The sequence below is a fragment of the Rhizobium sp. BR 362 genome, from assembly GCF_036528765.1.
Classification (GTDB): Bacteria; Pseudomonadota; Alphaproteobacteria; order Rhizobiales; family Rhizobiaceae; genus Rhizobium.
On record NZ_JARWGH010000038.1, the window covers coordinates 27769 to 42048 of the forward strand.

A 14280-nucleotide genomic window follows, 5' to 3' on the forward strand; every position below is an offset into this window, starting at 1 on the left:
TCGACTGCGAACACCGGCGCGCCGACCGATGCCGCGATCTCAGGCGCGCGCTCGATAGATGAAGGGCGGCGGTTCGCGCAGGCCATCCTCCTCGGCCTGGTCCGCGATATGTTTGTGAAGCAACGAATAGATGCAGACGGGATCGGTTGCCTCCGCATGACCCGCAAGTGCCATAGCCTGGCAGCGACAGCCGCCATGATCGATGTGTTTCCGGGCACAACTGCGACATGGCTCCTGCATCCAATCCTCGCCGCGGTATGCATTGAAGGCGCTCCCGCGATACCAGATTTCGGCGAGCGGCTTGTCGCGCACGTTATCGAATGCAAGGGACGGAATGGTCTCGGCGGCATGGCACGGCAGCACCCGTCCTGATGGGGTAATATTGAGCCCGGTGCGGCCCCAGCCTCCCATGCAGTCCTTTGGATAGCGCGAATGATGATCGGCGGGGACGTAATCGATGACGAGAATGCCCTCTAGCCGTCTGCGCGCTTCTTCGACCAGAGCCATGGCCTGTTCGACCTGCGCGCGCGTCGGCATCAAAGCAGCGCGGTTTTTGTCGGCCCATCCGTGAAATTGCACCGTCGCGACTTCTATCCGGCGTGCTCCGAGCTCTACCGCCATTGAAATCATCTCGCCGACCTCATGCATGTTCTGTTTGTGGCAGACCGCGTTGACGGTCAGAGGAATGCCGGTCTCGCGTATCCAGCCGGCGACCGCCAGCTTGCGAGCATAGCCGCCTGCATAGTTGCCGACATGGTCGGCCACTTCCGCGGTCGCTCCCTGGATCGAAAGCTGGACGTGATCCAATCCGGCATCGGCCAGCTCAGAAAGGCGGTGCTCAGTCAACCCGATGCCGGAAGTAATGAGATTTGTATAGAGACCGCAGGAAGCAGCTCCCGCCGTCAGGGCGACAAGATCGCGGCGGACGGCGGGTTCGCCGCCGGACAGATGCAGATGCAGGACACCGAGTTCGGCAGCCTGCCTGAAGGCAGCGATCCATTCTTCGGTTGTCAGTTCGTCGCGGCTCTGCGTCAATTCGAGCGGATTGGAGCAATAGGGGCAGGCAAGCGGACAGCGATGCGTCAGTTCCGCGAGCATAGCGATCGGCGGCGGCGCAGCGATGATGCGCTCCTTGGCGCTTCCGGAAAGATAGGCGCTCATCGGCTGAGCTCCAGTATTCGCCGACTTGCGAAATCGCGGATGAAGACGATCATGTCGGCGAGGATTTCCTCTTTCGGGGCACCGAACTGCTGCGCAAATACGGTGGCGATTTCGTCCAGCGTTCTCACGCCGTCGAGTGCCTTGACGATCGCGACAGCAATTTCATCGAGCGCAAGCGCGCGTTCGGGAGCAAGCAGGACCGTCTGCCCGCGAGCAGTATCCTCGCGCAGCCTAACGCCGCGCGCGAGTTTGGCGACCGTCAGTCCATCGATCTTGAGGGCGCCTTCCTCGCTCATGATGAACTCCCCTCGTTTTCTCGTTCCCGCGTGGCGATCACACCTTCGCGGCCATCCCAGCCGCCGGGCGGGATGTGCCCGGGACTGACATAGGCATGGGAAAGCGCATCAAGTTGCGACCAGAGAACATCGGTCTTGAACGTCAGCGCCGCGACTGCCGCATCCTGCTTTTCCAGCGTGTCGGCGTGATCGAGAACATAATTGAGACCGAATGCGACCTCTTTCGGCGCTTCGTTGAGGCGCTGCCGAAAGTAGGCGAGCGCAATGTCGTTAGCAAAGGCATAGTGCTCGATCAGACGGGCGATGCGGTTAGCGTGGATCGCCGGGGCAAACATCTCCGTCAGCGAGGATGCGACCGCTTCCAGCATCGGCTTCTCGCGAACGAAATGAATATAGGCATCCACCGCAAATCGCGTGCCGGCTAGCACGCCGCGTGTCGAGGCTACATAATCCGGATCGAGGCCCACCGCGTCGGCGAGCTTCAACCAGCGGCGAATCCCGCCGCCCTCTTTGAGGCCGCCGTCGTGATCCTCGATGCGATTGCGCCACGCCCGCCGCAACTGGGGATCCTCGCAACGCGACAGGAAGGCGGCATCCTTCATCGGAATACGGCTTTGATAATAATATCGGTTGATGACCCAGGCTCGCACCTGGGTCATGTCGCACCGGCCGGCATGCAACTGCTGGTGAAACGGGTGCTTGTCGTGATAGCGCTCCGCGCCGACTGCGCGCAAACGCTCCTCGAACGTTTTCCTATCGGCTGCCTGTTGCAAGCGTGACCTCCATGCCGTCATGGCCCACGACAAAGCCGTGCCGCTCTAGCTGCGCCCGTTCCGCTCCGGCCCGCCAAACCGGGTTGGTGTTGTTGATGTGAATATAGATGCACCGCCCGATCGGCAGGCGCGAGAACGCTTCAAGGCTGCCGCCGGGACCGCTGATCGGGACATGTCCCATGCGCCTTCCAGTCTTCTGCCCGGTGCCCATGCGGATCATTTCGTCGTCGGTAAAGACCGTGCCGTCGAAGAACAGCAGATCGGCGCCGGCAATCCGGTCGGCAAGAGCCGCACTTACGGCCCCGCAACCAGGAATATAATACACACGCTGTCGGCCGATGCGGAATTCGACGCCCACGGTCTGCTCGGTTTCGGCTCCGAGTTCAGGTTCGCCCTGTTCGAGATAGAGGGGAACCTTGCCGGGGACGGCAAAGAGCCTTGCCTCTAGGCCTTCCAGTGGAAAGAACGGTGTCTCAAGCTCGACCGGATTTTGCTGCACATGAAGAGGATCGAGAACCTGGAAAATCGGATTTTGCCCCAATGTTTCCAGCAAAGCGCGTGTTGCGAGGAGCTGAAAAGGCTGCTTTTCCCTCAAGGTCAGAAGACCGGCGACGTGATCGACGTCGCCACTCGTCAGCATGACACTTTTAACGGGACTTTCCCGTAAATTCGAAGGCCACAGAACGACCTGATCGCGCAATTGCTGCCGAATATCCGGCGACGCATCCACGACCAGCCAAGCGCGGCCATCGACGCTGACGGCCAAGGACGACTGCGTCTGAGAAGCAAAAATGCCCTGGCGCGCAGCCGCACAGTTCGGGCAACCGCAGTTCCACTGCGGCAAACCTCCCCCTGCGGCAGCGCCCAGGACAAGAAATCGGACTGTCAATCTGTTGCTTTCAGATGATCAGGGATCAGAACAGGATCGGCTCGGAACCATCGGCCGGCGCATACCGGTTGATTTCCATACCGCAGCTTACCTCAACGAATTTCGGAGCATGCCACTTCATAAATCCATCCTTTCATAGATTCAGCAGCGGCGATCGGGTAGCAGCCGATCGTCATGTCCCTAATGTCGTTTGCGCTATCCCGTTCCCGCCTATCGCGATCACATTAAATTGCGCGAGGCGGCTCAGCCCTCCAACTCGATGATGGCACAGCCATAGCCATTAAGATCGAGCCTGCCGGCAACGGCCTTTCCATCGTCGAGAAGGTTCTTGCCGGGCCGCACGGCGGCGAGACTTGCGGGCTGATCGGTGTAGTTCTGGATGAACAGCAGCCTGCGTTCGTCATTCATGCGCATGGTGACCTCGACGCCAGCCGGAAGCTCATCGATAAGCGGCTGCACATCTGCCGCTGGAAACAGCCGTTCGGCCAACGCAGCCGTCAGTTCGGGCGTGAGATAGGTGCCGAGATAGACGACCCGACCCTTGCCGACCTTGCGCGACGTCGCCATGGGCAGACCGTCCGCATAGCGGTTGGACCAGGCGGAGATGATCTCGACATCCGCATCGACGGAGAGATTTTCGTAGAAATACCCGGCAGACAGTTCCTGGTTGCCGATCTTGAAACTGCGCGTCCTGCGATGAGATTCGGCGGGCCGGTTTGGCGGCACCACCAGACCTCCCGAACGCTCCATCACTTCGAATAATCCGCTTGCCCCGGGTGCGGCGAGACGACCGAAGTCCTCGACACGAACGCCCGCGAGCTTGGAAAGGGATGTACCGGGAGCCGTCTGTCTGATGACGTGGTTGTTCTCATCCCGCGTCCCGGTTCTCGCGCCGATAACGACCGTGCCGCCCCGCTCCGCGAAGGCTTGCAGTTTTTCAGTCCATTCATCCTTCCACATCACCCAATGCGGAACGTAGAAAAGCTTCAGCTTGGAAAGATCATCCTCGGGATGGATGAAGCCGCAGGCGATCCCGCGATCGTAACAATACTGGTGCAGGAGAACCGCGTCGTCCTGAGGGCTTGGCAGTCCGATCGCATAGGTCTTGTGGGCTTCCTGGTTGTCGAAATCCGAACCGGCAATGCCCACATCCATGCGCACATAGGTGCCGAGGATCTTGTCCTTCAGCGATGTCATTTCGGTCGCGAACTGCTTGGCTTCGTCATAGCGATGACGGCCGATGTCATCGTGATCGATGATGCCCATCCAGTAGATCTCGGCGCCGAAATGGGCCGGGCGCCAGCGGAAGAACATCAGTCCGTCGGCGCCGTGCGCGACCGAGGACATGGCCATGCGCCGAAGTTCGCCAGGCTCCGGCGTCAGCGTGCAGAAACCCGGCTGGCTGCCGAAGCCGGACTGCTGCTCCGGCACGATGTAATTGCCCGAAAAGCCGCGGCATATATCGAGATGCAGCGCCTGAACCTTTGCATGATTCCCGATGCGCTGAAATTCGTCGTAGAGCATCGGATAGATATCGTAGCCGACGAAATCGAGATCGGTGGTGAACTGACCGCGGAAGTCGATGTCCCGCAGGCCGCCGAGATTGTGGAAGACGAACCATGACGGGTTCGCGGCCCTCAGGATCTCCACTTGATCGTGCTGAAACCGCGCTGTCGCAAATGCAAGGAAGCGGTGGTAGTCCTGTACATGGCCGGGACTGGGGAAGGTCGGGCCGAATTCGATCGGAAGCACGACCTGGTCGAAACTGTCATAGGCAGTTGCCCAGAAGTCACCGCCCCATGCAGCATTCAGCTTGCCGACATCGCCGTATTTCTCGGCCAGAAACATTTGAAATTCGCTCAATGTCGCCTTCGAATAGCTCTCCGGCATGCTTGTGTTCAGCTCATTGTCGGTCTGCCAGCCGACGACATGCGGGTTGTCCCGATAATGTTCGGCCATCGCCTTGGTGATGCGGCGGCTGTGTTCGCGGAACACGGAACTTGCCGTATCGCAGTGTTGGCGCGATCCATGGCTCATCGGACGGCCTTTGCCGTCAACGCGCAGGATTTCGGGATGAGCGACTGTCAGCCAGCGCGGTGGAGTGGCCGTCGGCGTGCACATGATCGTGTCGATGCCATAGCGCCCGAGCATGGCAATGGCGCGGTCGAACAGATCAAAATCGAAGGTGCCAAACCTGGGCTCGATAATATGCCAGGCGAACTCCGCCATTCTCACGACATTGAAGCCTGCCTTCGCCATGCGTTCGGCATCGCGCTCCCAGTAGCTCTGGTCGACATGCTCGGGATAATGAGGGGCGCCGACGATAAAGCGGTCGGTTTTGACGGTATTCCAAACGGATGGGCTTGCAGCAATGTTCTTGTCAGACACGGTCTTATTTCCCGAATTCATTTGTCGATGATCGTTTTGCGTGCGCTGATCGTGCGTCCGCCATTGGGTGAGAAGAGGTAGAGCTCCTTGGCGTCGACCTTCAGAGCCACGGCTTGGCCCGATGTGAACGGAGCGACATAGCTGAGCTGCACCGTGATATTCCCGGTGCCGCTTTCCGAGGCGATGGTGCGCAGACTGCCCGCGTCGACATAGAGGATGGTCTCGCGACCGAGGTGCTCAACCAGTTGCACCTGCCCCTCGATCGCACCGCCATGGGCTACATCGGTGACGATCGATATATTTTCCGGGCGGACGCCCAGCGTCAGGTCGGCGCCCTTTTGCAGGGCCGCTCCATCGGACAATTCGACCGTCAATGGGATAATGCCGGGAGCGGAGACCCGAACGTCCCGGCCCGAGACCTCGTCCACGGTTACGGCAAGGAAGTTCATTCTCGGGGCTCCAAGGAAGCCCGCAACGAAGAGATTTTCGGGATTTCTATAGAGCTCCAGGGGCGAGCCCACCTGTTCGATCACGCCTTGGTTCAACACCACGATGCGGCTCGCCATGGTCATGGCTTCCACCTGATCGTGGGTCACGTAGACCATGGTTGCACCGAGTTCCGCGTGCAGGCTGCTGAGCTCGACGCGCATCTGCGTTCGGAGCGCCGCATCGAGATTCGAAAGCGGTTCATCGAAGAGGAACACATCCGGAGAGCGGGTAATGGCACGGCCGATGGCAACGCGCTGCCGTTGACCGCCGGAGAGTTGCTTCGGCCGCTTTTCAAGCTGATCGGTGATGCGCAGGATCTTGGCGGCGCGCGCAACGGCTGCATCGATTTCGGCCTTTGGTCGTTTGGCCATACGCAGGCCAAACCCCATGTTCTCCGCCACCGTCATATGCGGGTAAAGCGCATAGGACTGGAAGACCATGGCGATGCCGCGATCCCCCGGCTCTTCCTTGCTGACGTCGCGGCCATTGATCAGGATCTGGCCGGACGAAATCCTTTCCAGGCCGGCGATCGTCTTGAGCAAGGTCGACTTGCCGCAGCCGGAAGGCCCGACCATTACGATGAACTCACCCTGCTCGACGGTAAGGTCGATCCCCCGCAAAGCATGGTATCCGCCGTAATTCTTGTTGATCTGTCGCAGTTCGAGGCTAGTCATGCTTCCTGGCTCTCTGCTGTTGGACTGTTGAGTTTTGGGAAAGGAAATGCCGCCTTGCTCATCCTTTGACGGCCCCCATGGTGAGACCGGCGATGAAATGCCGCTGCATGAGGAAGAACATGATGACGGGCGGCACGGCGACAACGATGGTGCCTGCCGAGATGAGGTTCCATGCCGAAACCCATTCTCCGCGCAGATTGGCAAGACCGGCAGTCACCGGCTTCACCGAGTCGCTGACCGTCAGCACCACCGCCCAGAAATAATCGTTCCAGATGAAGGTGAAGATCAGAATGGCCAACGCGGCGAGGGCTGGCCGGACCAGTGGCACGGCAACATGGATGAGCGTCTGGAAAGGGGTTGCCCCTTCCGCGCGGGCCGCCTGAAAGAGTTCGTCGGGCAATGCGGCGATAAAGTTCCGCATGAAGAGCGTTGCAAATCCTGTTTGGAAGGCAACGTGGAAGATGATCAGCGCCGTCGTCGTATCGATCAGATTCAGCCGCACCATAAGATCGCGCACAGGGATCATCATGATCTGGTGCGGCAGGAAATTGCCGCCAACGAAGAGCGCAAATATCAACATATTGCCCGGAAAACGGTAGCGGGAGAGAACGAAGCCCGCGAGCGTGCTCAGGACAAGGACGCCGATTACCGAGGGAATAGTGATCGTCAGGCTGTTCAGGAAATACTGGGCCATCGGGGTCTGGGTGAAGACCGCCGTGTAGTTGTCGACCACGCCGAGTTCGGTTGGCCAACCCCATAGATTGCCGCTCATGACATCGGTCGTTGAACGGAACGACGTCAGGATGATCGCAAACAGAGGGCAGAGCCAGAGCAGGAGAACAAGTAGCACCGCCAGGACATAAAACCGTCGCTGCCAGATGGCCGTTTCCGGAATAGGACGAGGATACATCAGCCACCTCTCTCTTCTGTGCGAATGATGCGTGACAGGTACCAGGTGATGAAGACGGCCATGATCACGAAAAGAACGGATGCGATCGCCGCTCCGTAGCCGAAGCGGTAAGAGAAGATCGACTGCTCGTACATCTGATAGGCAAGCACCGAAGACGAGCCGAACGGGCCGCCGGCCGTCATGACCGAGATCATGTCAAAGGATCGAAGCGCACCGACGACCGTCACCGCTATGGCGATGAAGGTTACTTGCGTCAGTTGCGGCAGGACGATGTGCCACAACATGTTCCATCCCCTCGCCCCGTCCACGCGGCCGGCACCTATAAGTTCCTCGCTCAGATTGTTCAGCCCGGCGAGATAGAGAACCATGCAGAAAGTGACCTGCGGCCAAAGCGCTGCGATGACGATCGCAAATGTCACGAAATGCTCGTCAGAAAGAACGGCCGGTGCGGTTGCGCCGAATGCCTTGAAGATCAGGGCGAGCAGTCCGAACTCCGGCGTGTAGACCCATGTGAACACGACCCCCACCGTGACCGAAGCCAGGACCAGCGGGATGAAGAACAGGGACTTCAGGAAGCGCATGCCCCTTATCTTCTGATTGACCAGCAATGCTATGGCTAACCCGAGCGGCGGCGCGGCCATGAACATGATCAGCCAGATCAGATTGTTCTTCAGCGAAATGTAAAATTGCGGGTCGTTGAAAAGCTCGATGTAATTTCCAAAACCGATCCAGTTCATCGGTCCGAAGCCGTCCCACTCGTGAAAACTGATCCAGACGCTCCGCACGGCTGACAGCAGGATGACCGTGAAAAAGAGTGTGATCGCCGGTGCAATAAGCAAAGTAGGGGTGAGCCACCAACGTTGGCGGCGCCAAATCATCAACATATCCAGAGCCTCATTGGAGTTATGAGGGAGCGGAAGCGCGCTTCCGCTCCCTAGCCACCGGGAGGAGAACTAGAGTTTGTAGATGCGCTTGCGGGTGCCCTCAAGGCGCTGAAGAATGGCGTCGCGCCGATCTGGCTTCGCCATGAATTCCTGGAAGCCGACGAGACCGGCCTGGGCCATATCGGGGTCGCTGTCGCGATCGTAATATTGTGAAGCTCCCTGCAGCTTCTTCAACGTCTCGACCGCCACGTTGACGAGCGGATCCTTGCTCGGCGGAAGATCGTTGCGCGGCGGCACGTTTCCGCCTGGCTCCAAATAGGACGCGAGATTTTCCGGCTTGTAGAAGTAGGCGAGGAATTCGCGAGCGCCCTGCTTGTTCTTCGCGTTGGCAGGAATGTGGATCGAATTGACCGAGAACTCTTCGAAGTGACCGACCTTTGGGTCCAGAACCGGGAAGGTGGCATAAGACAGTTGCGGCAGGTCCTCGGCGGTGAAAGCGGACTTCAGGAAGGCGCCCAGATTCATCATGCCGGCCTTTTTCTGGGCAAGCAGTGCTGCGGCCTCCTGCCAGCCGAACGACGTATGGTTGGCGGTGAAGAACTGCTTATTGATCATCCCTTCCCATTGATCGAAAACCGGCTTCAGGGATGGATCAAGATAGCTCATCTCGCCGTTCATCAGCGCCATGTGTTTGTCGAGTCCATTGATACGCAGGTTCATCTGATCGAACCAACCGGCAGCCGGCCAAAGCTCCTTGGTTCCCATGGCGATCGGAGTGAGACCGGCGGCCTTGCACTTGTCGCCATAAGCCGCAAATTCCTCAGCGGTCGTCGGCACAGTCAGGCCATGCTGATCGAAGACATCCTTACGGTAGAACATCCCCCAAAGGGTGCCGCCTGTCGGCAGGCCATATTGCTTGCCGTCGACAGTGACCGTTCCCGCCGTCGCACCGAGCACATCCTTGTATTTTTCCTTTTCGAACAGATCGGAAATATCGTCGAAGAGGCCGCGCTTTACGAAAGCACGCATGCGATTGCCCGAAAACCACGTGCAAATGTCGGGCGCGCCGGCGACAAGGTAGTTGCGAATGGCCGTCTTGTGGGCCTCGTGATCCATGTTGTTGATGACGACGCTGACCCCGGCTTCCTTCCCGAAGTTCTCGGCGATCGTCTTCAGCGCCGCAAGCGCCTCGGCATTGTTTTCCGCCGAGATCACGGTGACTTTTTGTGCCTGAGCAATTGCGGGCGCGGATAGTCCGCCTGCCAAAGCTGCTGCCGATACGGCACCTGCGCCTTTCAGGAAATTGCGGCGAGTGGACGGAAAGATTTGCTTAAAATGCACCATGGAGTTCCTCCTCCCAGTTGATCGATCAACACGGCCCGGCAAGCCCTCCCCTCGAGATGCATGTCAGGCATTCAACGCGCCGATTTGTCGCTTATTCTCAGGACGGAAACCGCATCCGGAGTTGATCGGCGGGTGGAGTTATGCATAGATCGATAGAGCCTGCAATAATTAATTTACAAAATTAAGGAACTCAAAGTGAAGCTGAAGGGCGACCAGAGCACGGCAAGGGCGCTAAATCGACGCCTGATCCTCAATCTTTTGCGCAGAGAGGGGCCGAGAAGTCGCGCCGATATTGCAACAATTACAGGGCTAAGCCCCGCAGCCGTGACCTTCGTTATCAGCGACCTCTGTGAGGAAGGCATCGTTGTGGAAGGCCAGGCCGTGACCGGCCTAACGGGCAGGCGTCCGATCCCGGTGCAGATCAACTATGAGCATGGGCTCGCGGTCGGGTTCAAGCTGATGACGGATTCGGTCGAATGCGTTGCAACGGACCTTGCGACAAATCCCGTGGCGGCCATGCGGATACCCCTTGCCGGTCACGAGCCCGACTATGTCGCCGACCTCTTGGCCAACACCGTTCCCGAAATGGTCAAGCTCGCCGGGCGCCCGCATGCCAAGCTTGCGGGTATCGGCATCTCCATGCCCGGCGTTATCAATGATGAGCAGACCGCGTGTGTGCGCAGTCATCGCTTCAAGTGGGACAATGTTCCCCTCGCCTCGCTAGTGGCAACGCGCGCAAACGTTCCGGCCTGGCTGGAAGACGACACCAACGCCTATGCCATTGCTCAGCAGCTTTTCGGGTTGGGGAGACAGCATCGCAACATGGCCGTCCTTGCGGTGGGCATCGGCATAAGCTGCGCGCTCGTCATCGAGGGAAAGCTCTATCGCGGCGCAAATGGTGCGGCCGGCAAGTTCGGCCATACGCTTTATGAAGAAAATGGGCGGCTGTGCGAATGCGGCAAGCGCGGCTGCCTCATGGCCTATCATTCCGAAGCGTCGATCTTGAGACGCTGGCGCGAGGAAACCGGACATGGCGACCACAAAGACCTTCCCGAACTCCGCAGTGCATTGGCCGCCGGCGATCCGGCGGCGGTCGCGCTTGTCGAACATTCCGGCAAAAGCATAGGAACGGCGCTCGCCAATCTCGTCAACATCACGGATCCGGAAGTCATCGTCGCCGGCGGCGAAGCCGTCTCGCTTGGCGAACATTTTCTCGGCCCACTTCGCGACGCCCTGGCAGCTAGGACCTTCAGAACAGCCCCTCCCCTGCTTCCGGACTGGGAAGATAACTCCTGGGCCCGCGGCGCCGCTGCGCTGGTCACCCAAAAAATGTTCGATTTCGAATCGTCGAGCGGTTTTACTGACATTGGCCGGACATACACCGGCGCCACGCAGAAATCCGCCGGGTAGTCGCCTGTCGTATAAAGGCTCGCGGTGTGCCGGTTGCGGGCTGCTGCTCCCGACAAGCAGGCAGTTTTTGGTCGGAAAAGGGCCGTCCTGGCGCTCGTCAGTGACCGCAGGCAATAACAGCCGTAGAATAACGTGGAAAAATTTCATGCAGGTAAGGGTGTTGTAAGCAGAATATTCGACGGTATGACTATGTGGGAGGGCTGAAGGGGCGCGGCTCGGAATCGGAGGGGAATAAATGAGACGCACAAAGGAGGAAGCGGCTGAAACCAGACGCGAGATACTGGGCGCCGCGGAGGTGTTGTTTCTCGATAACGGCTATGAAAATGTCACGCTGGACGAAATAGCCGCGGCCGCCGGTGTTACGCGCGGAGCAGTCCACTGGCACTTCAAGAACAAGCAAGGTCTCTTGTTTGCGATCCGCGACAAGGCGCAGCAGCCGTTCCAGGAACTTGCGGAGCGAATTGCGGAAAGACACCCACCCAATCCGCTTGAGCTGCTGATAGACACGATTTCCGGGACATTTGCAGATCTTCAGCAGGAGCCGCGTAAACGCGGGATGCTGAAAGTCATCATGTATCTCGACATGGCGTTTTGTGAGGACGCCGCAGACAATGCGGATTCTTTCCGACATGATATGCGGAAGCACTTTGCACGAATTTTTCACTCCATCGATGCCATCAAACCGTTGCCTCCCCCTTGGACAGCAGATACCGCCGCTTCCGCTTTGACCGCGATCATTGGAGGGTTAGTCGGAGAATGGGCGCTCGATAGAGGCGACTTTCAATTGGTTCCCTGCGGCCAAGCTCTCATCAAAATGATCCTGACCACTTGGTTTCCGACGCATCAAGGACAAGATGGGCTCAGTCGCGACAGCAAGAATGCTTAATGAGAAAGGGTTCGGTAGGGAAAACCGAACCCTTTCCGTATTTGATCGGAGGTCAACCGATCAGTGTAAGAAGCCTGCAGGATTGGAAACCGCAGGCTTCTCCTACCCGGCACAGGGCCGGATAACTTAGATTAGAAACTACGCTGGAAGCGCAGGATACCGGCCCACTGGTCCTGATCGACCGAATCCCAATCGGTGTAGGAGATTTCGGGTTCGATCAGCAGGTTCTTGACCGGGTTCCACTTGACGTTCGTCGTCGCGGCGAAGATCTTGGAGTCGGTGTAGGCGAGCTGCAGGTTCCACTTCAGCTTGTCGTTGATCGGAACGCCAACGCCGCCCCAAACTGCCCAATCGCCCCAGCCGCAAAGATCAGGACGGCCTGCCGGGCAAGCAGAACGGTCCAGGTTCGTGCCCGCATACTTGTTCAGCTTGTCGCCGTCGGTGTTCCAGCCACCCATCAAGAAGGCAGAGAAGGCGCCGAAGTCGGCGTCGACGCGGGCCTTGACGGCGCCTTCTTCAACGATCGAGTCGTAACCGCCGATGACCTTGACGCCCCAGATACCGGACTTGAAGCCAGCACCAGCGACGACGTCGGGAGCGTAGTGATCGGCCTTGTCATCGCCCCACCAGCTCGAACCGTAGGATGCGCCGGAGCCGCTGGAGTTGGAATCTTCGAGCGAGATCACAGCCGTGAAGCCGTTGCCGGCGTCGTAGTTGTAAGTGATCTGGTTCAGTTCGTACGGGCCGTCATAGATCACGTCGTCGTTGATGACGTCGCCGGCATAACCAGCATAGAGGTTATACTGCGAATCGAGCTTGCCGACCGTGAAGCCACCGAGGCTGATATTGGCGAACAGCAGCTTGGTGCTCGTCGCATTGCCTTCCTGCCAGTCCCAACGCAGGACCATGTTGGTCTTCAGCGGACCGTATTCGGTATCCGTTGCGGTATCGACATTGAGCTCAGCGCGAGTGTGCCATAAGGTGCCGGTCTTGTTCGTCGGGCTGTAGGCATCATACCACTCGCCTTCGGTACGAACTTGGCCGCCGATCTTCAAGCAGGTTTCGGTACCCGGAATAAAGAAATATCCCGCGCCATAGGCGTCGCAAATGCGAACATACTGAAGAGGCTCCGGTTCGGCAGCGACGATAGCGTCCGCGGCGTGTGCGCCGGAAACTGCAGCAAGCGAGGCCGCAGAACTGATCAGAAGGCTTTTCAAATTCATCTTAAACTCCTGGTTGCAATATGCATTTCAATGATTCCGCACGCATGGAGGTTCATCCACCAACCCCATGCAGAATTGACCTCGCATCAACGCGATCGAACGGATCTGCGATTGCCCTGCTTGATTCTGGCTTAAGTCCCTCTTGTTCCGCCCAATCAGCCCCACGACGCGGCCCTGAAATGCCCCTACCGATGCGGCCGATAGTTCGACCGCCAGACATATTCATGTCCGAGTTTTGTTTACAAACGAACGGTATGTTTGTCAATTATATGAAGGCGCCCTTATCACAAGCTCCGCTTGCTGTGGCCAATATGCAACGATCAGCTTCAGGGCCTATTTGTACCGCGGAGCGCTGTAGAAATTGCTATTTTCGAGAGAGGAATTTGGGAGCCTGACTGGCCCCTTTAGCGACTTCGGATGCGCACGGCGGCTGGCTCGTCGCCATCTTTCCCGAGCAGGAGCTTTGGAAAACCGAGTTGATCGTGCGCGCCTCGACCGGCGTGGCGCCGGCCGATTAAGATGGTGTAATTGGCTCGATCTGTCCGAAAACCGCTTCAAGGTTCGCGGTCCTTCGGTTCGGCATCATGCGGCAACGGTTTTTAGAATTTCGGCGGTTGTTTCCCTGCGGCGCGGTAGGCGGCGATGACAGTATTGGCCATCAGCATGGCAATCGTCATTGGTCCGACGCCGCCCGGAACCGGGGTGATGGCTGCGGCAACTTCCGCCGCCTCGGCAAAGGCGACATCGCCGACTAGGCGGCTTTTGCCCTCGCCTCTTTCCGGTGCTGCGATGCGGTTGATGCCGACATCGATCACCGTTGCGCCTGGCTTGACCCAATCGGCTTTCACCATTTCCGGCCGGCCGACGGCCGCCACCAGAATATCGGCACCCCGGGCAACGGCGGCCAAGTCCTTCGTCTTCGAATGCGCCGTCGTCACCGTCGCATTGGCAGA

13 protein-coding genes and 1 pseudogene are annotated in these 14280 nt (G+C 58.7%); 2 read left to right on the forward strand and 12 right to left on the reverse strand.

All coding sequences use genetic code 11. From position 1 onward, the window contains the following. Positions 1 to 39: 39 nt before the first annotated feature. The 10 genes from pqqE to QDY28_RS26895 all read right to left on the reverse strand — a co-directional run bounded on the left by pqqE (position 40) and on the right by QDY28_RS26895 (position 9808). Complete coding sequence (pqqE, locus tag QDY28_RS26850; RefSeq protein ID WP_331384372.1) at positions 40 to 1161, reverse strand: pyrroloquinoline quinone biosynthesis protein PqqE; 1122 nt, start codon at positions 1159 to 1161, stop codon at positions 40 to 42. After that, entirely contained in the window at positions 1158 to 1457 is a 300-nt protein-coding gene (gene pqqD / locus QDY28_RS26855; RefSeq protein ID WP_331384373.1) for a pyrroloquinoline quinone biosynthesis peptide chaperone PqqD, read from the reverse strand. The genes pqqE and pqqD overlap by 4 nt, the downstream gene beginning before the upstream one ends. Continuing rightward, on the reverse strand, positions 1454 to 2230 hold the full coding sequence (gene pqqC / locus QDY28_RS26860) for a pyrroloquinoline-quinone synthase PqqC (RefSeq protein WP_331384374.1): 777 nt from the start codon (positions 2228 to 2230) through the stop codon (positions 1454 to 1456). Before pqqC ends, pqqD begins: the two co-directional genes overlap by 4 nt. Then, positions 2211 to 3119 (reverse strand): pyrroloquinoline quinone biosynthesis protein PqqB, encoded by a 909-nt coding sequence (pqqB, locus tag QDY28_RS26865; RefSeq protein WP_331384375.1) that lies wholly within the window; start codon positions 3117 to 3119, stop codon positions 2211 to 2213. Before pqqB ends, pqqC begins: the two co-directional genes overlap by 20 nt. 25 nt (positions 3120 to 3144) lie before the next feature. Further along, the gene (gene pqqA, locus QDY28_RS26870) at positions 3145 to 3240 is read right to left on the reverse strand and encodes a pyrroloquinoline quinone precursor peptide PqqA (RefSeq protein ID WP_007692844.1); all 96 of its coding nucleotides are present in this window, start codon (positions 3238 to 3240) and stop codon (positions 3145 to 3147) included. A 122-nt stretch (positions 3241 to 3362) separates the two neighbouring features. After that, entirely contained in the window at positions 3363 to 5507 is a 2145-nt protein-coding gene (locus QDY28_RS26875) for a beta-galactosidase (protein WP_331384377.1), read from the reverse strand. Positions 5508 to 5524: 17 nt separating this feature from the next. Beyond that, positions 5525 to 6670 (reverse strand): ABC transporter ATP-binding protein, encoded by a 1146-nt coding sequence (locus QDY28_RS26880; RefSeq protein ID WP_331384378.1) that lies wholly within the window; start codon positions 6668 to 6670, stop codon positions 5525 to 5527. A 58-nt stretch (positions 6671 to 6728) separates the two neighbouring features. Beyond that, a complete protein-coding gene (locus QDY28_RS26885; RefSeq protein WP_331384379.1) occupies positions 6729 to 7580 on the reverse strand; it encodes a carbohydrate ABC transporter permease in 852 nt (283 codons plus the stop codon). Continuing rightward, entirely contained in the window at positions 7580 to 8464 is an 885-nt protein-coding gene (locus QDY28_RS26890) for a carbohydrate ABC transporter permease (RefSeq protein ID WP_331384380.1), read from the reverse strand. The genes QDY28_RS26885 and QDY28_RS26890 overlap by 1 nt, the downstream gene beginning before the upstream one ends. 69 nt (positions 8465 to 8533) lie before the next feature. Further along, on the reverse strand, positions 8534 to 9808 hold the full coding sequence (locus tag QDY28_RS26895; RefSeq protein ID WP_331384381.1) for an ABC transporter substrate-binding protein: 1275 nt from the start codon (positions 9806 to 9808) through the stop codon (positions 8534 to 8536). Positions 9809 to 10003: 195 nt separating this feature from the next. Here QDY28_RS26895 and QDY28_RS26900 point away from each other — a divergent pair, with 195 nt between their 5' ends. Together QDY28_RS26900 and QDY28_RS26905 are read left to right on the forward strand one after the other, a co-directional pair. Continuing rightward, positions 10004 to 11218 carry an ROK family protein gene (locus QDY28_RS26900; RefSeq protein WP_331384382.1) on the forward strand — a complete coding sequence of 405 codons (1215 nt, stop codon included), beginning with the start codon at positions 10004 to 10006 and terminating at the stop codon, positions 11216 to 11218. A gap of 235 nt (positions 11219 to 11453) precedes the next feature. Then, positions 11454 to 12104 carry a TetR family transcriptional regulator gene (locus QDY28_RS26905; RefSeq protein ID WP_331384383.1) on the forward strand — a complete coding sequence of 217 codons (651 nt, stop codon included), beginning with the start codon at positions 11454 to 11456 and terminating at the stop codon, positions 12102 to 12104. A 131-nt stretch (positions 12105 to 12235) separates the two neighbouring features. Here the strand turns inward: QDY28_RS26905 and QDY28_RS26910 are convergent, their stop codons facing one another. Together QDY28_RS26910 and QDY28_RS26915 are read right to left on the reverse strand one after the other, a co-directional pair. Then, a complete protein-coding gene (locus QDY28_RS26910) occupies positions 12236 to 13327 on the reverse strand; it encodes a porin (protein WP_331384385.1) in 1092 nt (363 codons plus the stop codon). A 599-nt stretch (positions 13328 to 13926) separates the two neighbouring features. Continuing rightward, positions 13927 to 14280, reverse strand: a pseudogene (locus QDY28_RS26915) (bifunctional methylenetetrahydrofolate dehydrogenase/methenyltetrahydrofolate cyclohydrolase); the annotation flags it as partial.

Coding starts and splice junctions, on each gene's coding strand:
- pqqE (WP_331384372.1), bottom strand. CDS start 1,161: ATGAGCGCCTATCTTTCCGGAAGCGCCAAGGAGCGCATCATCGCTGCG.
- pqqD (WP_331384373.1), bottom strand. CDS start 1,457: ATGAGCGAGGAAGGCGCCCTCAAGATCGATGGACTGACGGTCGCCAAA.
- pqqA (WP_007692844.1), bottom strand. CDS start 3,240: ATGAAGTGGCATGCTCCGAAATTCGTTGAGGTAAGCTGCGGTATGGAA.
- QDY28_RS26880 (WP_331384378.1), bottom strand. CDS start 6,670: ATGACTAGCCTCGAACTGCGACAGATCAACAAGAATTACGGCGGATAC.
- QDY28_RS26885 (WP_331384379.1), bottom strand. CDS start 7,580: ATGTATCCTCGTCCTATTCCGGAAACGGCCATCTGGCAGCGACGGTTT.
- QDY28_RS26890 (WP_331384380.1), bottom strand. CDS start 8,464: ATGTTGATGATTTGGCGCCGCCAACGTTGGTGGCTCACCCCTACTTTG.
- QDY28_RS26895 (WP_331384381.1), bottom strand. CDS start 9,808: ATGGTGCATTTTAAGCAAATCTTTCCGTCCACTCGCCGCAATTTCCTG.
- QDY28_RS26905 (WP_331384383.1), top strand. CDS start 11,454: ATGAGACGCACAAAGGAGGAAGCGGCTGAAACCAGACGCGAGATACTG.
- QDY28_RS26910 (WP_331384385.1), bottom strand. CDS start 13,327: ATGAATTTGAAAAGCCTTCTGATCAGTTCTGCGGCCTCGCTTGCTGCA.